This window comes from Thauera sp. GDN1 (assembly GCF_029223545.1).
GTDB lineage: Bacteria > Pseudomonadota > Gammaproteobacteria > Burkholderiales > Rhodocyclaceae > Thauera.
Map to the genome: position 1 here is coordinate 2228174 of NZ_CP097870.1, position 24594 is coordinate 2252767.

At 69.4% G+C, this 24594-nt stretch carries 20 protein-coding genes and 1 tRNA gene; 12 read left to right on the forward strand and 9 right to left on the reverse strand.

Going from position 1 to position 24594, the window contains the following annotated elements; genetic code table 11:
* Positions 1-5 precede the first annotated feature (5 nt).
* From bioD to bioA, 5 genes are read right to left on the reverse strand one after another with little or no spacing between them, the layout of a single operon-like run.
* On the reverse strand, positions 6-695 hold the full coding sequence (gene bioD / locus CKCBHOJB_RS10245; RefSeq protein WP_281048581.1) for a dethiobiotin synthase: 690 nt from the start codon (positions 693-695) through the stop codon (positions 6-8).
* Positions 692-1681, reverse strand: a complete 990-nt coding sequence (locus CKCBHOJB_RS10250) for a methyltransferase domain-containing protein (protein ID WP_281048582.1) — start codon at positions 1679-1681, stop codon at positions 692-694. The genes bioD and CKCBHOJB_RS10250 overlap by 4 nt, the downstream gene beginning before the upstream one ends.
* Positions 1674-2528, reverse strand: coding sequence for an alpha/beta fold hydrolase (locus tag CKCBHOJB_RS10255; RefSeq protein WP_281048583.1), 855 nt, complete (start codon positions 2526-2528; stop codon positions 1674-1676). Before CKCBHOJB_RS10255 ends, CKCBHOJB_RS10250 begins: the two co-directional genes overlap by 8 nt.
* Positions 2525-3709: an 8-amino-7-oxononanoate synthase gene (bioF, locus tag CKCBHOJB_RS10260; protein ID WP_281048584.1), complete on the reverse strand. Its 1185-nt coding sequence runs from the start codon at positions 3707-3709 to the stop codon at positions 2525-2527. The genes CKCBHOJB_RS10255 and bioF overlap by 4 nt, the downstream gene beginning before the upstream one ends.
* A 12-nt stretch (positions 3710-3721) precedes the next feature.
* Positions 3722-5074: an adenosylmethionine--8-amino-7-oxononanoate transaminase gene (bioA, locus tag CKCBHOJB_RS10265; protein ID WP_281048585.1), complete on the reverse strand. Its 1353-nt coding sequence runs from the start codon at positions 5072-5074 to the stop codon at positions 3722-3724.
* Positions 5075-5251: 177 nt separating this feature from the next.
* Between bioA and yaaA the strand changes: the two genes are divergently transcribed.
* Together yaaA and CKCBHOJB_RS10275 are read left to right on the forward strand one after the other, a co-directional pair.
* Complete coding sequence (gene yaaA, locus CKCBHOJB_RS10270) at positions 5252-6037, forward strand: peroxide stress protein YaaA (protein WP_281048586.1); 786 nt, start codon at positions 5252-5254, stop codon at positions 6035-6037.
* Between the two features lie 5 nt (positions 6038-6042).
* The gene (locus tag CKCBHOJB_RS10275) at positions 6043-7179 is read left to right on the forward strand and encodes a M14-type cytosolic carboxypeptidase (protein ID WP_281048587.1); all 1137 of its coding nucleotides are present in this window, start codon (positions 6043-6045) and stop codon (positions 7177-7179) included.
* A 148-nt stretch (positions 7180-7327) separates the two neighbouring features.
* Here the strand turns inward: CKCBHOJB_RS10275 and hpnE are convergent, their stop codons facing one another.
* The 3 genes from hpnE to hpnC all read right to left on the reverse strand — a co-directional run bounded on the left by hpnE (position 7328) and on the right by hpnC (position 10411).
* On the reverse strand, positions 7328-8653 hold the full coding sequence (gene hpnE / locus CKCBHOJB_RS10280) for a hydroxysqualene dehydroxylase HpnE (RefSeq protein WP_281048588.1): 1326 nt from the start codon (positions 8651-8653) through the stop codon (positions 7328-7330).
* A 79-nt stretch (positions 8654-8732) separates the two neighbouring features.
* Entirely contained in the window at positions 8733-9566 is an 834-nt protein-coding gene (hpnD, locus tag CKCBHOJB_RS10285; protein WP_281048589.1) for a presqualene diphosphate synthase HpnD, read from the reverse strand.
* Entirely contained in the window at positions 9563-10411 is an 849-nt protein-coding gene (gene hpnC, locus CKCBHOJB_RS10290; protein WP_281048590.1) for a squalene synthase HpnC, read from the reverse strand. The genes hpnD and hpnC overlap by 4 nt, the downstream gene beginning before the upstream one ends.
* Positions 10412-10687: 276 nt before the next feature.
* On the opposite strand from hpnC, the gene CKCBHOJB_RS10295 reads away from it, so the two are divergent.
* The 7 genes from CKCBHOJB_RS10295 to CKCBHOJB_RS10325 all read left to right on the forward strand — a co-directional run bounded on the left by CKCBHOJB_RS10295 (position 10688) and on the right by CKCBHOJB_RS10325 (position 19153).
* Positions 10688-11365, forward strand: coding sequence for an ABC transporter ATP-binding protein (locus CKCBHOJB_RS10295; protein WP_281048591.1), 678 nt, complete (start codon positions 10688-10690; stop codon positions 11363-11365).
* Positions 11362-13914, forward strand: a complete 2553-nt coding sequence (locus CKCBHOJB_RS10300) for an ABC transporter permease (protein WP_281048592.1) — start codon at positions 11362-11364, stop codon at positions 13912-13914. The genes CKCBHOJB_RS10295 and CKCBHOJB_RS10300 overlap by 4 nt, the downstream gene beginning before the upstream one ends.
* 200 nt (positions 13915-14114) lie before the next feature.
* Positions 14115-15230 (forward strand): carotenoid 1,2-hydratase, encoded by a 1116-nt coding sequence (locus CKCBHOJB_RS10305; RefSeq protein ID WP_281048593.1) that lies wholly within the window; start codon positions 14115-14117, stop codon positions 15228-15230.
* 254 nt (positions 15231-15484) lie between these two features.
* On the forward strand, positions 15485-16555 hold the full coding sequence (gene rfbB / locus CKCBHOJB_RS10310; RefSeq protein WP_281048594.1) for a dTDP-glucose 4,6-dehydratase: 1071 nt from the start codon (positions 15485-15487) through the stop codon (positions 16553-16555).
* The gene (gene rfbD, locus CKCBHOJB_RS10315) at positions 16552-17442 is read left to right on the forward strand and encodes a dTDP-4-dehydrorhamnose reductase (RefSeq protein WP_281048595.1); all 891 of its coding nucleotides are present in this window, start codon (positions 16552-16554) and stop codon (positions 17440-17442) included. Before rfbB ends, rfbD begins: the two co-directional genes overlap by 4 nt.
* An 82-nt stretch (positions 17443-17524) precedes the next feature.
* Positions 17525-18973 carry a mannose-1-phosphate guanylyltransferase/mannose-6-phosphate isomerase gene (locus CKCBHOJB_RS10320; protein ID WP_281048596.1) on the forward strand — a complete coding sequence of 483 codons (1449 nt, stop codon included), beginning with the start codon at positions 17525-17527 and terminating at the stop codon, positions 18971-18973.
* Positions 18974-19068: 95 nt separating this feature from the next.
* Positions 19069-19153 (forward strand) — tRNA-Leu (locus CKCBHOJB_RS10325).
* Between the two features lie 295 nt (positions 19154-19448).
* On the opposite strand, the gene CKCBHOJB_RS10330 is transcribed toward CKCBHOJB_RS10325, so the two are convergent.
* Positions 19449-20546, reverse strand: coding sequence for a DNA-binding protein (locus CKCBHOJB_RS10330; RefSeq protein ID WP_281048597.1), 1098 nt, complete (start codon positions 20544-20546; stop codon positions 19449-19451).
* 184 nt (positions 20547-20730) lie between these two features.
* Here CKCBHOJB_RS10330 and CKCBHOJB_RS10335 point away from each other — a divergent pair, with 184 nt between their 5' ends.
* The 3 genes from CKCBHOJB_RS10335 (at position 20731) to CKCBHOJB_RS10345 (ending at position 24591) form a co-directional block, all read left to right on the forward strand.
* A complete protein-coding gene (locus CKCBHOJB_RS10335; RefSeq protein WP_281048598.1) occupies positions 20731-21909 on the forward strand; it encodes a tyrosine-type recombinase/integrase in 1179 nt (392 codons plus the stop codon).
* A 545-nt stretch (positions 21910-22454) separates the two neighbouring features.
* A complete protein-coding gene (locus tag CKCBHOJB_RS10340; protein ID WP_004291406.1) occupies positions 22455-23099 on the forward strand; it encodes a peroxiredoxin in 645 nt (214 codons plus the stop codon).
* Between the two features lie 67 nt (positions 23100-23166).
* Positions 23167-24591 carry a dihydrolipoyl dehydrogenase gene (locus CKCBHOJB_RS10345; RefSeq protein ID WP_281048599.1) on the forward strand — a complete coding sequence of 475 codons (1425 nt, stop codon included), beginning with the start codon at positions 23167-23169 and terminating at the stop codon, positions 24589-24591.
* Positions 24592-24594: the final 3 nt, after the last annotated feature.

A 24594-nucleotide genomic window follows, 5' to 3' on the forward strand; every position in this document is an offset into this window, starting at 1 on the left:
CCGCCTCAGTCGGGCAGGCGCAACCGCTCGGCATGCGCCGCCGGGTCGCGTGTCTCGCACCACGGCAGCACCCCGAGCAGGGGCGCCGGAATGCGCGCACGCAGACTGTCGATGTTCTGCTCCGGGCGCAGCATGTGCGGATCGATCCGGTTGGCGATCCAGCCGGCGAGCAGCAGTCCGCGACGCTCTATGGCCTCGACCGTCAGCAGGGCGTGGTTGATGCAGCCCAGGCGCAGGCCGACCACCAGGATCACCGGCAGCGCGAGATCCGTGGCGAGATCGGCGCTGTCGTAGCCGTCCGCCAGCGGCACCCTGAACCCGCCCACGCCCTCCACCAGAACCACGTCCGCGCGCTGGCGCAGCACGCCAAGCGCGTCCTGGATCGGTCCGGGCGTGATGCGAACCCCTTCCTCCTCCGCGGCGATGTGCGGCGCGACCGGGCTGGCGAGGCACCACGGATTGAGCAGGGCGAGCCCGGGATCGAAGCTGCTCGCCGCACGCAAGGCGGCGACGTCCTCGTTCACCCGCTCGCCGTCGACCAGCTCGGCGCCGGCGGCGACCGGCTTCATGCCGAGCGCGGTGAGACCCTGCGCGCGTGCGGCGTGGAGGAGGGTGCAGGTCGAGTGGGTCTTGCCGATCTCGGTGTCGGTGCCGGTGATGAACCAGGCGCGGGCAGGGGGCTTCTGTTGCGTCATCGGAGTCGGTCGGGGTCGTCGGGCCTGTGCAGGGCAAGCAGGATGAGGTCGTAGGTGGCCGGCAGGCGGCCGTCGGGGCGACGGTGCCTTTCGTAATGGGCCTGCAGGCGGCTCCACGCTGCGCGGCCGAGCGGCCGTCGCCGGCGTCCGCCATCGACGGTGGCGGCACCGATGCGCTTGATGTCCTGGAGCAGGCCGCGCAGATCCGGTGCGCAGGCATGCACCTCGGCGCCCTCATGCGCCAGCGGCACCAGCGCGCTCGCCCGCGCGGCCTCGATCCAGCGCGTGGCCGGATGGAAGTCGATGGTGTGGCGGGCGCCGTCGATCGGCGCGAATGCCTCGCGCAGCTCCCACAGCGTACGCGGGCCGAGCGTGGCAATCAGCGCGATACCGCCGGGCGCCAGCACGCGGGCGCATTCCGCCAGCGCGCGGCCGGGATCGCACCACTGGATCGCCAGGCTGGACCAGATCAGCCCCAGGCGGTCGTCGGCGAAGGGCAGATGCTCGAGGTCGCCGCAGACCGCGTGCAAGCCGGTCGGGTCATTGCAGACGCTGCGACCGGCGGTCCCCTGGGAGACGTCCGCGGTTGCCGGGTCTTGCATCTCGATCAAGCCACAGTGCCGCCGTCGCGCCTGGGCGAGCATGGCCGGGGCGAGGTCGAGCGCGATGCGGGGCGCGTCCGGGCACAGGCGGTCCAGTTCGGCGAAACCGAATCCGGTGCCGCAGCCGGCATCTAGGACGGGGGCGCCCGGCCGCAGTGCCGCCTGCAGGTCCTGACTCATCGCAAAGTTGCCGAGCCGGGTGCATATCTCGCGCTGGACATGGGCGGCCGCGTCGTAGTGGTGCGCGGCCCGGTCGAAGGCCCTGCGGATGTCTGCCCGGCGGGCGCGAGGATCGAGGTCGGGACGCTCCGCCCCGGCGATCGCGGTCGGGGCGTTCTCCGGCCCGGGGGCCAGCCGGGTGTCGGGCCGGGCGTGCTCACGCATCGGCGAAGTCCCCGATCAGGCGCGCGCATTCCGCGCTGCGCGACAATGGCAGCGCATGCCCGCTGTCGCTCAGGATCTCGAGGCGGGCGCGGGGCAGGGCCTTCGCCATCGCCCCAGCGGCCGCGACCGGCATCAGCGCGTCGTGTTCGCCGTGGATGACGAGGCAGGGCTGCGTGATCCGCGGCAGGATCGCTCGCAGGTCGGTGGTGGCGAGCAGGGCGAGTCCGTCGGCGAGCGCTGCGTTGCGGCGCCCTCTCGGTGCTGCGGGCTGATTCGCCGCGTTCGGTGCGGACATATCGGCAGGGTCATCTCCCGGTGCGTCGTCGAGCGCCGTCAGAGCATGCGCGAGCGAGGTCTGGACACCGCGCCGGTCGACCTCGCCGAGGCACTGCAGGGCCAGGAAGCGCTTGAGCGTCGCGCGTGGATCGTCCGCAAAACCGCTGCGGAAGGCGTCGACCGTCGCCGCGGCGAGCCCCGGCCAGGCTTGCTCGGCCGGCGGCTCCGCAGCGACGAAGCGCGCCGTGCCGCCGATCAGCACCAGCCGCGCGACACGCTCCGGGTAGCGATGCGCGAGCTCGAGGGCGAGCAGGGCGCCGAGCGACCAGCCGACCACGGTTGCCGCGGCGGGAATCTGCGCCGCGATAGGCTCGGCCCAGGTGTGGAGGTCGGCAGCGGCCGCCACCGGCGCGCCGGCGTGCCCCGGCAGTGCCGGCGCGAGCGTGGGCCGGTCCGCGAGCAGCGTGCGGATCGGCGCCCAGACCGCCGGGGTCATCGCCCAGCCGTGCACCAGCACGAGCGCGGCCTCTTCACCGCCAGCGGCGCCCGTGGGAACAGGGCGCGCGCTCATCCGCCCCCTCCCGCCCGCTCCAGGCGTGTCAGCGTCTCGGCGAGGCGCACGACGTCGGTCTCGTCGTGGGCGGCCGTCAGGGACACGCGCAGTCTGGCGGTGCCGGCCGGGACGGTGGGCGGGCGGATCGCGGGGACCCAGAGCCCTGCATCGAACAAAGCACCGGCGACCGCCACCGCCTCCGCGTTGTCGCCGATCAGCACCGGCTGGATCGCGGTGCGCGAGGGCAGCAGTCGCCAGCGTTGCAGCCGGGTGTGGGTGCGGAAGCTTGCGATCAGGGACTGCAGGCGCTGCCGGCGTGCTTCGCCCGCCTCGATCAGGCGCAGGCTGGCGAGCAGCGCATGGGCGAGCGCCGGCGGAGCGCCGGTGGTGAAGATGTAGGTGCGCGTCTTCTGCACCAGCCATTCGATCACGTCGGCATGACCGGCAACGAAGGCGCCCGCGACGCCTGCGGCCTTGCCCAGGGTGCCGACCAGCACGATGCGCCAGGCCTCGGGATGGGTGTCGAGGCCGGCCTCGGCGACCGCGCCGCGGCCCTGCGGCCCGAGCACGCCGAAACCGTGGGCGTCGTCGACGACCAGCCAGGCGTCATGGCGAACCGCGAGCGCCAGCAGCTCGGCGAGCGGCGCGACGTCGCCGTCCATGCTGAACACCGCATCGGTGACGATGAGCTTCCGCGGCGCCGCGCTGCCGGCGAGCATGCGCTCGAGCGCAGCGACGTCGGCATGCGGGTAGCGGTGGACCGTGGCGCGCGACAGCAGCATGCCGTCGACCAGGGACGCGTGGTTGAGCCGGTCGGCGAAGATCGCATCGCCACGTCCGGCCAGCGCAGGCAGGATCCCGCTGTTGGCCATGTAGCCGGTGGAGAAGTACAGCGCGCGGTCGTAGCCGACGAAACTGGCGAGCGCGCGCTCCAGCTCGTCGTGCACCGCGTAGTGGCCGCTCACCAGATGCGAGGCGCCGGAGCCGGCACCCCAGCGCGACGCCCCTTCGGCGAGCGCCGCGGCAAGCGCCGGGTCGCCGGCCAGCCCGAGGTAGTCGTTGCTGCAAAAGGCGGTCAGCTCGCGGCCGTCCACCGTGGCGCGGGGCGCGCAGGGCAGGGCGTTGCTGCGCCGGCGACGACGCAGCGCCTCATCGTCCAGGCGGCCGAGACCGGCGCGCAGTTCGTCGAGGAGTCGCATCCTTGTCGGCACTCAGGCCAGCGCCGCGTCGAGGGCCGCGGCGGCGCCATCGACCAGGTGCGCGATCTCGGTTTCGCCGACCACATAGGGCGGCATGAAATACACCGTGTCGCCGATCGGCCGCAGCAGCACGCCCAGATCGAGGCCGGCAGCGAAGAAGCGGCGTGCGAAGCCCGCCGGGGCGTCGGCGACGTCGAAGGCGGCGATCATCCCGGTCTGGCGCAGGTGGCGGACCGCGGGGTGATCGCCAAAGCGCGCCTGCAGCGCGTCGCCGAGCCAGCGCGCGCGGGTGCGGTTGGCCTCCAGCACCCCATCCTCGGTGAAGATGTCCAGCGTCGCCAGCGCCGCGCGGCAGGCGAGCGGGTTGCCGGTGTAGGAGTGCGAATGCAGGAAGGCGCGGCTGGCGCTGTCGTCGTAGAAGGCCCGGTAGACGTCATCGGTCGTCAGCACCAGGGACAGCGGCAGGTAGCCGCCGGAGATGCCCTTCGACAGGCAGACGAAATCCGGCCAGCCGGTCCCGGCGTCGGGCTGGTCGGCGCGGCCCGCGACCTGTTCCCAGGCGAAGAAGCTGCCGGTACGGCCGCAGCCGACCGCGATCTCGTCGGCGATCAGGTGCACGCGGTAGCGGTCGCACAGCGCGCGCGCAAGCCGCAGGTATTCTGCGTCGTACATCACCATGCCGGCCGCGCCCTGCACCAGCGGTTCGACGATGAGGGCCGCGATCTCGTGATGACGGGCCTCGAGCTCGGCCTCCAGGGCGGCCGCGGCGCGGCGGGCGAGGTCGACGGGCGTCTCGTCCGCCGACGCCAGGCGGGCGTCGGGGGTGGGCACGGTCGTGCCGGAGCGCACCAGCGGCGCATAGGCGTCGCGGAAGATCGCCACGTCGGTGACCGCGAGCGCGCCCACCGTCTCGCCGTGGTAGCTGCCGGCCAGGCTCAGGAAGCGGGTCTTGCCCGGCTCTCCGCGGTTGCGCCAGCAATGCACGCTCATCTTGAGCGCGATCTCGGTCGCCGAGGCGCCGTCGGAGGCGTAGAAGGCATGGCCGAGGCGATGTCCGGTCAGCGCGGAGAGGCGCTCCGAGAGCGCCACCACCGGCTCATGGGTGAAGCCCGCCAGCATCGCATGCTCGAGCGTGTCGAGCTGGGCCTTGATCGCCGCGTTGATGCGCGGATTGCAGTGCCCGAACAGATTGACCCACCACGAGCTGATGCCGTCCAGCAGCCGGCGACCTTCGGCATCGATCAGCCACGGGCCCTCGCCACGCACGATCGGCACCAGCGGCAGGATCTCGTGCTGCTTCATCTGGGTGCAGGGGTGCCAGACGGCGGCGAGCGAGCGGGCGAGCAGATCGTCGGCGGAGGTCATGGGGCGGGCGGCGGAACGAAACGGGCGCCCATGGTGGGCAAACGCTCCGGGGCTGTCAATTGCGCGTCCCGCCGCCTTCCGTGCCGCCTGCGCCGCGTCCGCCGTCTGGGCCGCTGGTGCGGATTCGCGTTAACATCGCCCGCTCCGGCGAGTCCGCCGCTTCGCACAACGAAACCCATGATCCTCGTCATCTCCCCCGCCAAGGCACTCGACTACGAGACGCCGCCGACCACCGCCCGCTTCACCCAGCCCGATTTCCTCGACGACGCCAGCGCGCTGATCGCGGTCCTGCGCGAGAAGTCTCCGGCCGACATCGCCGAGCTCATGGCGCTGTCCGACCCGCTCGCCACGCTCAACGTCGCGCGCTATGCGAGCTGGTCGCGTCCCTTCGCGCCCGACAACGCCAGGCAGGCGGTGCTCGCCTTCAACGGCGATGTTTACGAGGGCCTGGACGCCAGGAGTCTGAGCGAGGTCGAACTTGCCTGGGCGCAGGACCACCTGCGCATCCTGTCCGGCCTGTACGGCGTGCTGCGGCCGCTCGACCTGATGCAGGCCTATCGCCTGGAGATGGGCACCCGCCTGGCGAACCCGCGCGGCAAGAACCTGTATGAATTCTGGGGCGAGCGCATCACCGACGAACTCGATCGCCTGCTCGCACGCGAGGAGGAGGCCGGGCGCGAGCGCGTGCTGGTGAACCTCGCCTCCGACGAGTATTTCAAGTCGGTCAAGCCGAAGAAGCTCAAGGGCCGCATCGTCACGCCGGTGTTCGAGGACTGGAAGGGCGGACGCTACAAGATCATCAGTTTCTACGCCAAGCGCGCCCGCGGCCTGATGAGCCGCTACGCGATCACCCGTCGCATCGACGAGGTCGAAGCGCTGAAGGGCTTCGACAGCGAGGGCTACGCTTTCGCCGCCGACGCTTCGGAGGCCGACACCCTGGTCTTCCGCCGCCGCGAGGAGTGAGCGTGTTGAAGATCAGCTCTGCCTTCGACTCCGGCGCGATCGAGGTCGTCGGCCTCGACGACCCGGCGAACCTCCGCCTGCGCCTGCGCAAGGACAACGCGGCGGACTTCCACCAGTGGTTCCACTTCCGCCTGATGGGCGCGGCGGGCACGCCGCTGCGGATGGTGTTCGAGAATGCGGGGACGGCAGCCTATCCGGATGGATGGCCCGACTATCGCTGCGTCGCCTCCTACGATCGCCAGAACTGGTTCCGCATCGCCGGCACGCGCTACGAGAACGGCGAGCTGATCGTCGAGCACACGCCCGAGCGCGACAGCATCTACTACGCCTACTTCGAGCCCTATTCGCACGAACGCCACCTCGACCTGCTCGCGCGCGCCGAGCTGTCGCCCTACGCCCGGGTGCGCAACCTCGGCAGCACGGTCGACGGTCGCGATCTCGACCTGGTGGTGGTCGGCCGCGACGCCCCCGGCCGCGTGCCGGTGTGGATCATCGCCCGCCAGCATCCGGGCGAGACGATGGCGGAGTGGTTCGTCGAGGGCCTGCTCGAGCGCCTGCTCGACGGCGCCGACCCGGTCGCGCGCAAGGTGCGCGAGCGTGCGGTGCTGTACATCGTCCCCAACATGAACCCGGACGGCGGGGTGCGCGGCAACCTGCGCACCAACGCAGCCGGGCGCAACCTCAACCGCGAATGGCGCGAGCCGGACCCGGTTGCCAGCCCCGAGGTATTCCTGGTGCGCGCCGAGATGGAACGCACGGGCTGCACGCTGTTCCTCGACATCCACGGCGACGAGGCGCTGCCCTACGTGTTCTTCTCCACCGCCGAGGAGGTCCCGGGCTTCACGCCCGAGGCCGCCGCGGCGCAGGCGAAGTTCGTCGACACCTTCCGCGCGGTGAGTCCGGACTTCCAGACCGAGGAGGGCTACAAGCCCGGCCGCTTCGGCGAGGAACTGCTGACGCTCGCAAGCAAGTGGGTCGCCAACCGCTTCGGCTGCGTATCGCTGACCCTGGAGATGCCGTTCAAGGACAACGCGATCCTGCCCGACGGCCAGGTGGGCTGGAACGGCGCGCGCAGCAAGCGGATGGGGGCGGCGATGCTGAATCCCATCCTGCGCCATCTGGAGGCCGGGCAGGCTCGCTAGCAGAGGCGGCGAGCCGACGCGCGACGGGGCCTTGTGGGAGCGGGTGCGCCCGCGAACCCGGCAACCGGGTGCCCGAGGGGTCCAGGCAAGCCCGCCGACGAAGCGCGGGCCCGGAGCTCGAGCGGCCGCCCTGCCTGAGGCGGGGCGATCAGCCCTTGCGTCCGAGCTCGGCCAGGATCGCGGTCGCGCAGGCCACGCCGGAGCGCACCGCCGATTCGAGCGTGGCCGGGTAGTCGGAATCGAGGTAGTCCCCTGCCAGCCACAGCCCGGGCAGCGGGGTACGGATGCCCGGGCGGAAGACGCCGGGGCGGCAGGCGATCGTGGCGCGCTTCTCGACGATGACCTGCGACCACTCCGGCGCCGGCAGCCGCCTGCCGAGCTGGCGTTCGAGCTGGGCATGGACGGCCAGGATCAGGTCCTCGCGTTCCAGCGCCTCATGCGGTCCGTGGGCGCTGATCACGCACGCGAACAAGCCTTCCGGTCCGCCGAGCTGACCGCGGTCGAAAACCCATTGCGCCGGATCCGAGGGGCCTTCGGACACCAGGCCGATCATCGCTTCGGGCAGGCTCTGGCCCCTGCCGAGCGCGAGATACACCGAGACGATGGGTTCGTGCTCGAGCGCCCCGATCCGCTCCGCCAGTCGCTCGCAGGCGCCGGTCGAAGCGAGCAGCGGCGCGGCATGGTAGGGCGCGGTGGCGAGCACCACATGCGGCCAGGGCTGGCTGCCGGGGTCGCCCTCGAGCCGGAAGCCGCCGGGCACCGGCCGGATGGCGTCGATCGCGTTGCCGGTGCGCAGCTTGCCACGGCGGGTGGCGAGATAGCGCGCGGCGGGCACCGGGAAGAGTTCGGACAGGTCGGTGCGCGGCAGCAGCAGCTCGCTTGCCGACGCACCCGCGGCCAGGCTGTCGCGCAGCACGTTGGCGAAGACCTGGGCCGATGCCGCCGCGACCGGCGTGTTGAGCGCGGCCACGCACAGCGGCGCCCACACCAGCGTATTCAGCTTCGCCGTCTGCCGCGTCTCGGCCAGCAGTTGCGCCACGGTCATGTCCGCGACCGGCAGGCGGAAGTCGCGCTTCTTCAGCCAGCGCATCAGGCGCAGCATGGCCAGCCGGTCTCCCCAGCCCAGCCCCTTGGCACGCAGCAGGCCGACGGCGAGGTGGAAGGGCGCGGGCAGCGCCGCCGCCTTCAGGTGCAGCTGGCCCGGCACGTGCAGCGTCAGCGGCAGGTGGGCGAGCTGCTTGGGCGAACAGCCGGTCAGGCGCAGCAGGCGAGTGAGCTCGCTGTAGGCGCCGATCAGGATGTGCTGGCCGTTGTCCACCCGCCAGTGGTGGTCCTTGTGCACCACGCGCGCGCGCCCGCCCAGGGTGTGCGAGCGCTCGAACACGGTCACATGCACGCCGGCGCGCGCGAGCTCCACGCCGCAGGCGAGGCCGGCGTAGCCGGCGCCGATGATGGCGACCGTGGGTACGCTCATGGGACGACCCTCCTGTCGCTGCGCGACATCCTCCCCGGGGGAGGAGCGCGCTTCCCTTCGGACGGCCGTGCGGGCGCGCTCATGCGCGGAACCAGGTCGTGCCCGCCAGCCACACCTTGCGCAGCGGGGTCAGCGAGGTGCGGCGGTCGAGCACCTGGAAGCCGTCGCGGGCGATCTCGCGCAGCAGGGTGCGATAGATCGCCGCCATCACCAGGCCGGGGCGCTGCGCCTTGCGGTCCACCGCCGGCAGCTGGGCGAAGGCCTGGTCGTAGAAGCGCTCCGCGCGTTCGGTCTGGAAGGCCATCAGCTCGCGGAAGGCGTCGGAGTAGCGCGCCTCGAGGATGTCCTTGGCCGGCACGTTGAAGCGCTGCAGGTCCTCGATCGGCAGGTAGATGCGGCCGCGGCGGGCGTCCTCGCCGACGTCGCGGATGATGTTGGTGAGCTGGAAGGCGAGGCCGAGGTCGTGCGCGTACTTGAGCGTCTGGCGGTCCTGGTAGCCGAAGATCTCGGCGGCGAGCAGGCCGACCACGCTGGCGACACGGTAGCAGTAGAGCTGCAGGCCCTTGAAGTCGAGGTAGCGCGTCTGCGCCAGATCCATCGCCATGCCGTCGATGATCTCGAGCAGCTGCTCCTGCGGCAGGCGGAAGCCCTTGATGACGTCCTTCAGCGCATGGCCGACCGGGTGGGTCGGCGTGCCGGAGTAGATCCGCCCGACCTCCTGCCGCCACCACTCGAGCTTGGTCTGCGCCAGGGACAGGTCGTGGCATTCGTCGACCACGTCGTCCACCTCGCGGCAGAAGGCGTACAGCGCGGTGATCGCCTGGCGGCGCTCGGCGGGCAGGAACATGAAGCTGTAGTAGAAGCTCGAGCCGCTCTTGGCGGCCTTGTCCTGGCAGTAGTCGTGCGGATTCATGCGGTTTTTCCGAAAGTCAGGGCGCGCCAGCCGAGGCGCAGCCAGTCGCGGCGGCCGAGCGTGGGCCGATGGCGGAAGACATCGTAGCCGACCGCCTCGATGCGTTCGAGGATGCGCAGGCCGCCGAGCACCACCAGGCGCAGCTCCCAGCCGACGCGGCCCGGGAGGGCGCGGGCGAGCGGGGCGCCGGCAAGCATCATCGCCCGCGCGCGTTGCACTTCGAAGGCCAGGAGCGCGCGCCAGTCGTCGTCGATCGCCGTCTCGCCACGCACCAGCGCGTCGAGCCTGGCCTCGTCGACCCCGAAGCGGGCCATGTCGTCCTGCGGCAGGTAGATGCGCCGCTTGTTCCAGTCGACGCCGACGTCCTGCCAGAAGTTGATCAGTTGCAGTGCGGTGCAGATCGCATCCGAGCGCCGCAGGTTCTCCGCGGTGGCGGCGCCGTACAGATGCAGCATCAGCCGCCCGACCGGGTCGGCGGAGCGCCGGCAATAGTCGCGGAGTTCGTCGATGCTGGCGTAGCGGGTCTTGCCGACGTCCTGCATGAAGGCGTCGAGCAGGTCGCGCAGCGGCTGCAGGGGCAGGCCATGGGCCGCGATCGCGCGCCCGAGGCGGGCGAACAGCGGCGCGAGCCCGGCATCGTGCACCGGATGGCCATGAGCGCAGGCCTCGAGCGCGATCTGGTAGTCGTGCAGGCGCGCGAGGCGGGCGATCGCGGGCGCGTCGCCTTCGTCGGCGACGTCGTCCGCACTGCGCGCGAAGGCGTAGATCGCCTCCACCGGTTCGCGCAGGCGCGCCGGCAGCAGCAGGGAGGCGACGGGGAAGTTTTCGTAGTGCTCGACCGGCATGGGGGCTGTGGTGCGGACCTCACCGCAGGCCGGTGAATGCATCGCAAGGGCGGCGAGTATACCGCGGCGCGTCCTTGCCCGCGGGGCTCGGGTCGCAGCGTGTCGGGCCGATGCGCTCGAGGGACCGCACGGCGCGCGCGGTGCTCCTGCAATTGCCCGGAAACTCGCCCTACGGTGCAACTTTCGGGCCGCTGCGATGACAGAATCGCATCTTCAGGCACGTGCTGCTGCGTTACGGCCACCGCAGCCTGCGCCGCCCCCAAGGATGCACTTCACATGCTGGAACTCCACCAAGTCCGCAAGACCCTGCCCGGCATGCCGCCGCGCGTGCTTTTCGACCGGCTGTCGCTGCGCGTCGAGGCGGGCGAGTGCGTGGCGATCGTCGGCGAGTCCGGGGTCGGCAAGTCCACGCTGCTCAACTGCATCGCCGGTCTCGAGCCGATCGACGGCGGCGAGATCCGGGTCGGCCCCTCGCGCATCGACCATCTCGACGACGACGCGATGGCGCGGCTGCGCCGCAGCCATTTCGGCTTCGTGTTCCAGGCCTTCCACATCCTGCCGCATCTGAACCTGCTGCAGAACGTGGCGCTGCCCCTGTGGCTGCTGGGCGAAGCCGAGGGTGTCGCGGCCAGCCGCGCGCGCGCCATGCTGCAACACGTCGGCCTCGGCGCGCGCGCGGAGGATCCGCCGCAGCAACTCTCCGGCGGCGAGCTGCAACGGGTGGCGATCGCCCGGGCGCTCGTGCACCGGCCGCATCTGGTGCTGGCCGACGAGCCCACCGGCAACCTCGACCCGGGGCGCGCGACCGAGGTGCTCGACCTGCTGCTCGCCCAGATCCGCGACAACCGGGCGGCCGGGGTGCTGGTCACGCATTCGCGCATCGCGGCCGCGCGCGCCGACCGCGTGCTGGAGCTGCGCGCCGACGGCTTGCACGACATCACCGCGCGGACATGAAGGCCACGCTGCGCCGCGTCTTCCTCGCCAGCCTGCTGCGCCGTCGCCTGGCGACCGCGCTGTCGCTGCTGGCGATCGCGCTCGGCGTGGCCCTCGGGCTGGCGGTGCAGCTGATCCATGCCGCTGCGCTCGACGAGTTCGGGCGCGGCATGCGGCTGCTCGCCGGCGAGGCCGACCTGCAGGTGATCGGCGCGCGCGAGGGCTTCGACGAGGCCGTGTTCGCGCAGCTCGCACGTCGTCCCGAGGTGGCGGTCGCCAGCCCGGTGCTGGAGATCGAGGCCCGCCTGCCCGGCCGCGACGACAGCCTGCGCATCCTGGGCGTGGATCTGTTCCGCGTGCTGCGCGTGCAACCCGGCCTCGTGCCGCTCACCGAGTCGGCGGGGACGGAGGATGGGCGCTTGGCCGCGCTGCAGCCGGACAACATCTTCCTCGCCGACGAGGCCCGCACCCGGCTCGCGGAAGCGCAGCGCGGGACGGACGGCAAGGTCCAGGCGCCGGCGCTGGTCGACGGCGGGCTGCGGGTGCAGTCCGGCGTGCGGAGCTTCGAGCTGAGGCTCGCCGGGCGGGTGCCGGGGGCATCTGGAGTCCTCGGGGTCATGGACATCGGCGCGGCACAGCAGCGTTTCGATCGCATCGGCGTGCTCAGCCGGGTGGACCTCAAGCTCGTCGAAGGCGTGACACCGCAGGCGGGCATCGAGGCCCTGGCGTCCTTGCTGCCGCCCGGCCTGGCGCTGCGCATTCCGGAGGCGGCCGCGGGGGAGGTGGGCACGCTGTCGCGCGCCTACCGGGTCAACCTGACCATGCTGGCGGCGATCGCGCTACTGACCGGCGGCTTCCTGGTGTTCTCGACCCAGTTGCTGGCGGTGGCACGCCGGCGGCGGGAATTCGCGCTGCTGCGCGCGCTCGGACTGGAGCGGCGCGAGCTGATGCACGGACTGCTCTCGGAAGGCGCCGCGGTCGGGCTGATCGGCGGCGCGTTCGGAATCGCGCTCGGCCACCTGCTCGCCGCCGGCGCCTTCCAGCTGGTCGGCGGCGATCTGGGTGCCGGTTTCTTCCGCGGACTGAGGCCCGAACTGCGGTTCGACGCCTGGCTGAGCCTGGGCTACCTGCTGCTCGGGGTGCTCGCCGGTGTGGCCGGCACCTGGCTGCCGGCGCGTGCGGCCGCCCGGGTGCCGCCGGCACGCGCCCTGCGGGCGGGCGAGGGTGAGCGCGCCGGCCCGCAGGGCGGGGTACGCATCCGCCACGCCGGCGCGCTGCTGACGCTGGCAGTGCTTGCCTGCCAGCTGCCGCCGCTCGGCGGCATCCCGGTGGGCGGCTACGCCGCGGTGGTGTTCGTGCTCGCGGGCGCCGTTCTGGCGCTGCCAGCGCTGGCACGCGCGGTGCTGCCGCTGCTCGGGCGCGGGCGTGGCGTGGTCTGGCGGCTGGCGCACGCGCGCCTGGCGGCGACGCCCGGGCAGGCGGTGGTGGCCGGGGCCGGGGTGATCGCCAGCGTCGCGCTCGCGGTGTCGATGGCGATCATGGTCAGCTCCTTCCGCGTGTCGGTGGATGAATGGCTGACTCAGGTGCTGCCGGCCGATCTCTACGTCCGCGCATCCTCGTCTGCCGGCAGTGGCTACCTCGATCCGCAGGCGCTGGCGCAGATCGGGGCGGTGCCGGGCGTGGCCTCGGTGGATACGACGCGGCTGGTCAATCTGCGCCTGACCGACGAAGAACCGGTGTTCAGCGTCCTGGCCCGACCCGCGCGCGGCAACTGGGGGCTGCCGCTGGTGAGCGGATCGATGACGCCGGTGGAGTCAGCCGGCGGCCTGCCGCCGGTGTGGGTGTCCGAAGCCGCGGCGGACCGCCACCGCCTGCAGTTGGGCAGCCGCTTCGAATTGCCGCTGGGCGGGCGCGTGCAGGCCTTCGTGGTGGCCGGCGTGTGGCGCGACTACGCCCGCCAGCATGGCGCCGCGCTGATCGAAAGCCGTGACTACGTGCGCCTGACCGGCGACGAGCGGGTCAACGACGCCGCGTTGCGCGTCGCACCCGGCACGCCGCCGGCCGCGGTCGCCGAGGCCTTGCGCGCGCGCTTCGGCGCCGAGCACATCACCGTCGCGCTGCCGGGCGAGATCCGCGCGCTCAGCCTCGAGATCTTCGACCGCAGCTTCCTGATCACCTACCTGATGGAGGCGGTCGCCGTGCTGATCGGCCTGTTCGGCATCGCCACCACCTTCGCCGCGCTCGCCACCACGCGCCAGGGCGAGTTCGGCATGCTCCGCCACCTCGGCTTCACCCGCGCCGAGATCGGCCGCCTGATCGCCGTCGAAGGCGCGCTGACCGCCGGGCTCGGCGTGCTCGCCGGCCTGATCGCCGGCGGCGCCATGGCCTGGGTGCTGATCGAGATCATCAACCGCCAGAGCTTCCACTGGAGCATGGACCTCGCCGTGCCCTGGGGGGCCCTAGCGCTGTTCGCGGCCACGCTGGTCGTGCTTGCCGCGGCGGTGGCGCGGCTGGCCGGACGGCACGCGATGCAGCGCTCGGCGGTGCTGGCGGTGAAGGCGGACTGGTGAGGAAGATGAAGATCGTATTCGACACGCCGGGGCAGATCACGCATCGCCCCGGGCGCTCGCCCATCGAGCGCACCCCGTCCTTGTACGCGAGCGGCGGCGGCCGCGATTCGACGCAAGCGAAAGGGGCGGATCAGGTGGGTGGTCCGGCAGATCATCGCGGCTGCCGACGCTCCCGCAGTGGCGGGGTGATTGCGCTGTGCATGCGTCTTCTTTTCGCGCTCGTCGCCGGATTGCAGCTGTTCGGCGCTGCGCCTGTCCAGGCCGATGGTGCCACGCCCGACTACCCGCCGGTCGTCGCCGGACGAACCCTGGCGTTCCCGCAGGACTTCGGCGCCCATAACGACTACCGCACCGAATGGTGGTACATCACCGGCTGGCTGCGCGACGCGGCCGGCGTCGAGCGCGGTTTCCAGCTCACCTTCTTCCGCGTGCGCACCCGCATCGGCGAGGACAACCCCAGCCGCTTCGCCCCCCGCCAGCTGATCCTCGCCCATGCCGCGGTCGCCGATCCGGCAAGCGGGCGTCTGCGTCATGCCGAGCGTTCGGGACGCGCCTACCCGGGCCTGGTCGAGGCCGAGGAGGGGCGCACCGCGGTGCGTGTCGACGACTGGTTCCTGAGCGGCGGCGAGACGCCGGATGCGCCCTATCGCAGCCGCGTCGAGGCCGAGGATTTCGCCTTCGAGCTCGAGTTCATGCCCGACCGCCCGCCGGTGCTCAACGGCAAGGCGGGTTTCAGCCAGAAGGCGCCGGATCCGCTCAATGCCAGCTACTACTACAGCCGTCCGCAGCTTGCGGTGAGCGGCACGCTGCGCGTCGATGGCGCGGCGCAGGCGGTGACCGGGCATGCCTGGCTGGATCACGAATGGTCGAGCGAGATCCTGCCCGCAGATGCGCACGGCTGGGACTGGATCGGCATCAACCTGCACGGCGGCGGCGGGCTGATGGGCTTCCAGATGCGCGACGGCGAGGGCAGGGCGATGTGGGGCGCGGGCACGCTCAGCGATGCCTCCGGGAAGACGACCGTGTTCGGCCCCGAGGACCTGCGCTTCACCCCGGTGCGGCGCTGGCACTCGCCGCGCACCGGCATCGAGTACCCGGTGGAATGGACGCTGAGGCTTGTCGACGGTCGCCGCTTCCGCCTGCAGCCCCTGATGGACGACCAGGAACTCGACAGCCGCGCGTCCACCGGTGCGATCTACTGGGAGGGCGCGGTGCGCCTGCTCGAGCTGACGGGAGCGGAGTCCGGCGGCGGCGAGCGCGAGGTCGGTCAGGGCTATCTGGAGATGACCGGCTACGCGGACCGCCTGCGCATGTAGGCGCGCCGGGTGCCGGAGCCAGAGGGCGCGCCGATACGTGGCCGTGGGAACGGCTGCATGTGCCCGTGGGAGCGCCGGAAGGCGCGAATACCCCGCCCCCGTACCTGACGATGCTCATGGCCACCGCTCGACCGATTCGCGGCCGCCGCCACTTCCAGGTGGGCGCCCGTCCTCGCCCGCGCCGTCCTCCCTCGTCGGCTCTTGCCGGCGAGTGCGATAATGCGACCCTTCCAGACCCGAACAGGATTTCCCACGTGATTCTCGTGACAGGCGGCGCCGGGTTCATCGGCGCGAACTTCGTGCTCGACTGGCTCGCAGCCGGTAACGAGCCGGTGATCAACCTCGACGCGCTGACCTATGCCGGCAACCTCGAGACCCTGGCCCGCCTCCAGGGCGACGCGCGCCACCTCTTCGTGCATGGCGACATCTGCGACCGTGCCCTGGTCGAGCGACTGTTCGCCGAGCACAAGCCGCGCGCAGTGGTGCACTTCGCCGCGGAGAGCCACGTCGACCGCTCGATCCACGGCCCCGGCGCCTTCGTGCGCACCAATGTCGACGGCACCTTCACCCTGCTCGAGGCCGCGCGCGCGCACTGGAGCGCGCTGCCGGCGGGTGAGCGCGAGGCCTTCCGCTTCCTGCACGTCAGTACCGACGAGGTGTACGGTTCGCTCGGCCCGAACGACCCGGCCTTCACCGAGACCAAGGCCTACGAGCCCAACAGCCCGTACTCGGCAAGCAAGGCGGCGAGCGACCACCTGGTGCGCGCCTGGCATCACACCTACGGCCTGCCGGTGCTCACGACGAACTGCTCGAACAACTACGGCCCCTACCAGTTTCCCGAGAAACTGATCCCGCTGATGATCGTCAATGCGCTCGCCGGCAAGCCGCTGCCGATCTACGGCGACGGCCAGAACGTGCGCGACTGGCTCTACGTCGGCGACCACTGCGCCGCGATCCGCGAGGTGCTGGCGCGCGGCCGCGTCGGCGAGACCTACAACGTCGGCGGCTGGAACGAAATGGCCAACATCGACATCGTGAACACGGTGTGCGCACTGCTCGACGAGCTGCGCCCGAGTGCTGCCGGCAGCTATGGCCGGCTGATCACCTACGTCAAGGATCGCCCCGGCCACGACCGCCGCTACGCGATCGACGCGCGCAAGATCGAGCGCGAACTCGGCTGGCGGCCGGCGGAGACCTTCCACACCGGCATCCGCAAGACCGTGCAGTGGTACCTGGACAATCCGGGCTGGATCGCCAACGTGCAGAGCGGCGCCTACCGCGACTGGGTTGCGCGCAACTACGGCGGACGCGAGGTGCAGCCATGAAGATCCTGTTGCTGGGCAAGAACGGGCAGGTCGGCTGGGAGCTGCAGCGCGCACTGGCGCCGCTCGGCGGGCTGGTGGCGCTCGACCGGGCCGGCGCGGACGGGCTGCGGGGCGATCTCGAGGACCTCGACGGCCTCGCGCGCACGGTGCGCCAGCTCGCCCCCGACGTGATCGTCAATGCCGCGGCCTACACCGCGGTCGACAAGGCCGAGACCGATGTCGCCCGCGCGCACTGCATCAACGCCGAGGCGCCGGGCGTGCTGGCTGCAGTTGCAGCGGAGCTGGATGCGCTGCTGGTGCATTACTCCACCGACTACGTCTTCGACGGCAGCGGCGACCAGCCCTGGCGGGAGGATTCGCCCACCGCGCCGTTGTCGGTCTATGGCCGCACGAAGCTCGCCGGCGAGGAGGCGATCCGCGCCAGCGGCTGCCGCCACCTGGTCTTCCGCACCTCGTGGGTGCACGCGGCGCGTGGCGGCAATTTCGCCCGCACCATGCTGCGCCTGGCGGCCGAGCGCGAACGCCTGACCGTGATCGCCGACCAGGTCGGCGCGCCGACGGGCGCTGAGCTGATCGCCGATGTCAGTGCGCACGCGATCCGCGCCACCGTCGCGGCGCCGGCGCTGGGCGGCACCTACCACCTCGTCGCCGATGGCGAGACGAGCTGGCACGGCTATGCCTGCTTCGTGATCGAAGCCGCGCGCGAGCTGGGCGTGGCGCTGAAGGTGGCCGAGATCGCCCCGATCGCCACCAGCGACTATCCGACCGCGGCATCGCGGCCGCTGAACTCCCGCCTCGACACCCGCCGGCTGCGCACCACCTTCGACCTCAATCTGCCCGACTGGCGCGACGGCGTGGCGCGCATGCTGCGCGAGATCCTGAGCTGAGGCCAGCCCGAACGGAAGCCGCCCAGCCGGCCAACCTGCCTGCCGCCATGCAGCGGCGAGAGCGAACAAGGACGACATCGTCATGACGATCAAGAGCGTGATTCTCTCCGGTGGCTCCGGCACCCGGCTGTGGCCGGCCTCGCGCGAAAGCTATCCCAAGCAGCTGTTGCCGCTCACCGGCGACCACTCGCTGCTGCAGGAAACCGCAGCGCGCCTGAAGGGTTTTGCGGCGGTCGATGTCGATCCGCGGCCCCTGGTGGTCACGAACGAGGAGTATCGCTTCATCATCGCCGAACAATTGCGCCAGATTGGCGTGCGTTCGCCGCAGATCGTGCTCGAGCCGGTCGGCCGCAACACCGCCCCCGCGCTGACGCTCGCCGCGCTGGTGGCGGCGGAGGAGGGCGACCCGATCCTGCTGGTGATGCCGGCCGACCATGTCATCACCGAACTCGCCGCCTTCCAGCATGCCATCGCGGTCGGCGCCAGGGCTGCGGCAGACGGGGCGCTCGTCACCTTCGGCGTGGTTCCCGATCACCCCGAGACCGGTTACGGCTACATCCGTGCCGGCGCAGCGCTGCAGGCCGGGGAGGGCGCCCGCGTGCTGCAGGAGTTCGTCGAGAAACCCGATCGCGCCACCGCCGAACGCTACGTCGCCAGCGGCGAGTATTACTGGAACAGCGGCATCTTCATGATGAAGGCCTCGGTCTGGATGCGCGCGATCATGCGCTTCAACCCCGACATGGCCGGCGCCTGCACCGCGGCGATTGCCGGCCGCAATCACGACGCCGACTTCATCCGCCTCGACACCGCAGCCTTCGAGCGCAGCCCGAGCGATTCGATCGACTACGCGGTCATGGAAAGACTGGCCGCGGCGCCGGAGCTCGGCCAGGGCGTGGTGGTGCCGCTCGCCGCCGGGTGGTCGGACGTGGGCGCCTGGGACGCGCTGTGGGCGGTCTCCACGAAGGATGCCGACGGCAACGCCGCACGTGGCGAGGTGCTGTTCGAATCCAGCCACAACACCCTGGTCCATGCCGGCAGCCGGCTGGTCGCGGCGGTCGGCTGCGAGGACATGGTCGTGGTCGAGACCCCCGATGCGGTCATGGTCGCGCACAAGGATCACACCCAGGACGTCAAGAAGGTCGTCGCGCGACTGAAGGCCGAAGGCCGCAGCCTGACGCAGACGCATCGCAAGGTGTATCGCCCGTGGGGGTGGTACGACTCGATCGACGCCGGCGAGCGCTTTCAGGTCAAGCGCATCGTCGTCAGCCCCGGCGCCAAGCTGAGCCTGCAGATGCACCATCACCGCGCCGAACACTGGATCGTGGTCCGCGGCACCGCCGAGGTCACCAGCGGCGACAAGACCTTCCTGCTCGCCGAGAACGAATCGACTTACATCCCGCTCGGCCGCACGCACCGCCTCGCCAATCCGGGCAAGGTTCCGCTCGAGATCATCGAGGTGCAGTCGGGCAGCTATCTCGGCGAGGACGACATCGTGCGTTTCGAGGATACCTACGGACGCGGAACGAAGTGACCCGGGCCCGCCGCTCCGGCAGAGGCGTTCGCGTCTGCACGAGGGCGGCTTCGTGCGGCGGGCGTGTATAATGCTCGCCGCTTCGACGCAGCAACGCGGGGATGGCGGAATTGGTAGACGCACTGGATTTAGGTTCCAGCGCCGCAAGGCGTGAGAGTTCGAGTCTCTTTCCCCGCACCAGACAGCACAGGCATGAGCAACCGCAAGGGCTCATGCTTTTTTTCTGTCCGGTTCCGGCTCTGCGCCGGCGTGGCAGGGAAAGTGGCTTGATGTGAGGTCTCCCTAAAAACCTGAGAATCTGCGTTATGTGAACTACCGCCACAGACGAGCGCCAATCTCTCCGAACGGCTACCACCGATGAGTGAAGGAAAAGTGGTACTGATTTGGAAGTAATAACGGAAATGCCGTCCAAGAATCGGCGTTTAGCTGTGAAGTGAAAGTGAAAGTCCGCGGCCACTCGCACAGCGATCCTCATCTAGCGCGCTTTCGGGGCCACAGCACCCGCGGCTCCATCCGGCGGCGAAGATTTCCGTCTCCGCAGTTTGGTCTTTGGCGTGCTAGGCTGTGCATCGCTCGGTTCTCGCGCGGGCAGCATTTGCTGCGCCATAGCCTTTATCTTCTCGTCACGGAGCTCCAACTCGCGCTGCAGGAGCGCAGCCTCGGTTGTCCGTTGTGAAAGTTGCTCGCGCATAACGTTCATCTGTGCGAGGTGCTGTTCCGCACCCTCCCTCATCTTGATGAGGCTGCCTTCTGCAGCTCCCAGACTTTGGCGGACGTCTCCCAGCTCCTGTTGAAGGGCTCTCAGTTCGTCCCGTTGCCGTTGAGCAAGATCGGCATTCGACTGCCGGACTTGCGCCAGTTGCTTCTGCGCTTTCGCAGTGGTCGTGCGTTCGCGGTCGATTTCCAGCAACGCACGCTTCTCGGCCGCTTCATGGCGATCCTCCGCCCACCGCAAGGCATCGCGCTGCTTTTCGAGCTCGGACGCGAAGTCCTTGCGTGCTGCCGATAGTTCCCCTTCGAGCGCCTGATGCTGTCGCCTCGCTGCCGACAACTGTCCGGCAAGTACCTCCTTTTCCGCACGCTCCGCCGCCAAAACGCGTTCCAGCGAAAGGATGCGCTCCGAGGCGCGGTCGAGTGCCTCCTGCAAATACTCGAGTTCCTCATTGGCTGCCTGAGCGTCTTGCTCTGCCCGCTGCGTTTCGGCGTCAGCGGCTGTGACGCGGGCGACGGCCTCCTCGCGGAAAGCGTTCAGATTTTCGTGTGCTGCCGCTTGGGCCTCGTTCCATAGCCGTCCAACAAGCTCCCCCGCGGCCATTTTTAGAGTATCGGGAAGGTCGGGGTGTTCGATGCGGACTCGGCTCTTTTCGCGCAGCTCCTCCCAGAAGCGCGCCAGGGCTTCCGCCGGCGCCGACATGCTGCCCTTGCGGACAAGCTGGTAGAGCTTATTGGCGGTCGGCGTGATGCCGTAGCGGAAGAACAACAGTGCGCACGTCTCGCGATACAAGTCTTGCGTGGTCGCCGTCGTGTCGCGCAGTGCGTCGATAGCCTCACGGATTTCAGTTTCAACGTTCATGTCTGCGATTGGGGCTTACAGGGAAGGCAGCGATTTCAGGCCAGTGAATAATAATACAACGTAAAACATATGAGTTCTTGATATATCACTAAAAGATTTGACATTATGTTTATAATGTTGAAAAATATCGCGCATTCGTACTTATAAGATAGTGAGACTCGGGGTCGCTCCGAGGATGCGCAAAATGGCTGACTCCCTTTTGGTTCCCGGTCCCTTCGAGGGCCTTCGGCTGCCATCGGATCTGGACGGCAGCCACGGCCACAACCGTGCCGTCGGCAAGGTTGGCCAGATTGCGGCTGCCAATGACCTGCAGGCCATCCAGGCTTGGCTCGCGCGCTTTGCCGACACGCGCACAACCTTCGACAACTACCGCAAGGAAGCCGAGCGGCTGTATCTCTGGGCCGTGTTCCAGCTCGGACGCCCGATCTCGTCGCTGACGCACGAGGACTTCCTCGGGTACCAGCGCTTTCTTGCCGACCCGCAGCCGCGCGACAAATGGGTCGCCGGCCCTGGCCGGAAGCATCCGCGGGGGGATCCGCGTTGGCGCCCGTTCTATGGACCACTGGCCCCGGCGAGCCAACGGCAAGCGATGGTGATCCTCAACGTCATGTTCGCGTGGCTCGTCCAGGCAGGCTATCTGGCCGGCAATCCGCTGTCCTTGTCTCGACATCGTACCCGTCGGCCGAAACCTCGCATCACGCGCTACCTCGACGTCGATCTCTGGCAGGAGGTTAAGGCCTACATCGAGGGAATGCCGTGCGAGACCGATCGGGAGCGTGCGCACTATTTTCGCAACCGCTGGCTCTTCACCCTCCTCTACCTAGGTGGCTTGCGCATCTCGGAGGTCGCTTGCAACACAATGGGCGCCTTCTTATGTCGCCGCGATCGGGATGGTGAGGAGCGTTGGTGGCTGGAAGTGCTCGGCAAAGGCGACAAGGAACGTTTAGTGCCGGCAACGACTGAGATGATCGTGGAACTCGCCCGGTATCGGCGTGAATGCGGGTTGGCCCCCTACCCCACGCCCGCCGAAGACACACCACTGGTGCTTCCCATTGGTAAATCACGGGCGCCGCTCACCCGAGCCGCATTGCACGCAGTCGTGAAGAAGGTTTTCGACGGCGCAGCGTCGCGGCTGCGGCAACGTGGTGAGGGACACGCTGCTCGAGCGGTTCTGCTTGAACGGGCGTCCGCGCATTGGTTAAGGCACACCGCGGGCTCCCATATGGCTGACCAACAGATTGACCTGCGCTCCATCCGCGACAACTTGGGTCATGAGTCCTTGAAGACCACCAGCCAGTACTTGCATGCGGATGACGATGATCGTCACAGGGAAACCGAGCAAAAGCATCGGATTGGTTGGTAGCCGCTGACCAACACAGGAGTTCCTAGGGTCCCGGTAGTTCTTGATCTGCTGCTTCTCGGCCTGAGCGGTCGTTGGCATCCAACCTTTTGTCCGGCTGCAATGCGCCAGTCAACTGGCCGGTTCCGCGCGGCACAGCGTCATAGGCGGACGCATCCGGACGCGGTACAGCTCGTTTGGCGAGCGCGATGAGACGTCCTAGAGGGGGCGCATCGCATCGTTTGATGCCTTCCGAATTGGGGGTGCTCAATAGGCTGCTGATGCGCCATACACACAACATGCACTGCCACTGACGGCAGTGCATGGCACAAACCCGCCTCTGCGGTTTGTCACGATTGTGGCCCCAGCGCTGACGTTTCAACAGCAAGGCCATTTCGACAGAGTTGGCACGCCGATTGCGTATGTCTTGATAAGACGCAGCAGAGCTTATCCAAGCCTTGATGATATTTCGCTATTGACCTTATTTCTCAAATAATGTTGCCTTAAATATTAGTATTCTCTAATGTTTAACCGTCGAAAGACACCTCCCTCACCCTAGGAGCACGATCATGGAAACCGCACAGCAATTCAGCTTCCCCCGCCTGAACGAACCAGCCCCTGCCTTCAGCGTCCGCACCACGCATGGTGAACGTTCGCTCGAGGACTATCGCGGCAAGTGGCTGATCCTGTTCTCGCATCCTGCAGACTTCACCCCCGTGTGCACCACCGAGTTCATCGGTTTCGCCAATGCAGCACCCAAGTTCGCCGAGATGAATTGCGACCTGCTCGGCCTGTCGATCGACAGCCTGTTCTCGCACCTGGCCTGGACACGCAACATCAAGGAGAAATTCGGCGTCGACATCCCGTTCCCGATCATCGAGGACATCAAGATGGACGTCGCCCGCGCCTATGGCATGGTCCATCCGGGTGCCGCCGACACCCAGGCCGTGCGCGCGACCTTCTTCATCGACCCCAATGGCATCCTGCGCGCCATGGTGTATTACCCGATGAGCAACGGCCGCAGCATCGACGAGTTCGTCCGCCTGCTGCAGGCGCTGCAGACCTCGGACACGCACGGCGTCGCCACGCCCGAGAACTGGTGCCCGGGAAAGGACGTGATCGTCTCCCCGCCGAAGACCGCCGAGGCAGCCGACAAGCGCGCCTCCGAGGGTTACAACACGGTCGATTGGTACTTCTCCACCAAGTCGCTGTAAACCGCCCCGCCCTGCAGCGAGCCTGGCCCGCTGCAGGGCATCCATGCCGGTATGAGACAGAAATCGTATGACCAACGAAATCCAGACCGATGTCGCTATCATCGGCGCGGGCAGCGCCGGGCTCTATGCGCTGCGTGAGGTGCGTCGTGCCGGGCGCGACTTCCTGCTGATCGACCGCGGCCCGCTTGGCACCACCTGCGCCCGGGTGGGCTGCATGCCCTCGAAGGTCGCACTGCATGCCGGTGCGGAGTGGGCGACACGCAAAGCCATGGCCGGGATCGGCGCAAGCGGCGTCGAGGCCCTGTCCATCGACCTTGCCGCGACTTGGGCGGGGCTGCGCGAACAACGCGACTTCTTCGCCAGCAGCGGTGCCAGCAAGGCGCGGGCCGCCGCCGGCGACAAACTCATCGAAGGCACGGCGCACTTTCTAGAACCCACGCTCATCGAGGTCTCGTCGCCTGCCGGCCTGCAGCGCGTGCGCGCCCGTGCCGTCGTCATCGCCACCGGTTCGCGCCCGGTCATGCCCGGCTGGCTGGACGACGTGCGCGATCGCGTGATCTCGACCGACGCACTCTTCGAACTCGATGCGCTTCCGCGCAGCATCGGTATTCTCGGACTCGGTGCCATCGGGCTCGAGATGGGGCTCGCGCTGTCCCGCCTCGGCATCCGCGTGGTCGGGGCAGACCTCGCGCCGAACGTCGGCGGCATCGTCGATCCTGCACTCGGCCAGCGCGCACGCGAACGTTTTGGCCAGGAGATCGAACTCTGGCTGGGCACGCAGACCCGGCTCGAGCGCAGCACATCCGGCATTGTCATGCACGCGGACGGACGGAAGGCCGAAGTCGAACTGCTGCTCGCCGCCCTCGGCCGGCGCCCCAACGTCGACAGCCTGGGCCTGGAAGCCGCCGGCTTCCCGCTCGACGAACGCGGCACCCCGCGCTTCGACCCGACAACCATGCAGGTTGGCGAGTTGCCGGTCTTCATCGCCGGCGACGCCAATGCAGACCGGCCGCTAATGCATGAGGCTGCCGACGAAGGCGCGATTGCCGGCTACAACGCTGCCCGCGAAGCCCCCACCCGCTTCTGGCGCAAGGTGCCACTCGGCATCGCCTTCTCCGACCCGGACATCGCCGCGGTCGGCATGCGCTTCGACGCCCTGCCCACCTACGGGGTCGTGGTCGGCACCGGCAGCGGCGACAAGAACGGACGCGCCCGCATCCTCGGCGCCACCGACAGCCTGCTGCGCGTCTATGCCGACGCGACCGATGGCCGACTGCTCGGCGCCGCGATGGTCGCGACAGGTGGTGAACATCTCGCCCATCTGCTTGCCTGGGCCATACAGCGCGGCGAGACGGCGCACGATCTGCTGGCCTTGCCCTTCTACCACCCCGTAGTCGAGGAGATGCTGCAGACAGCGCTGCAGGACATCGCCGCGCAGTTGCCGCCCCTCAACCCCTACCCGATCGGGCTTAAGCCCGTCGAGCACCTCTGACGT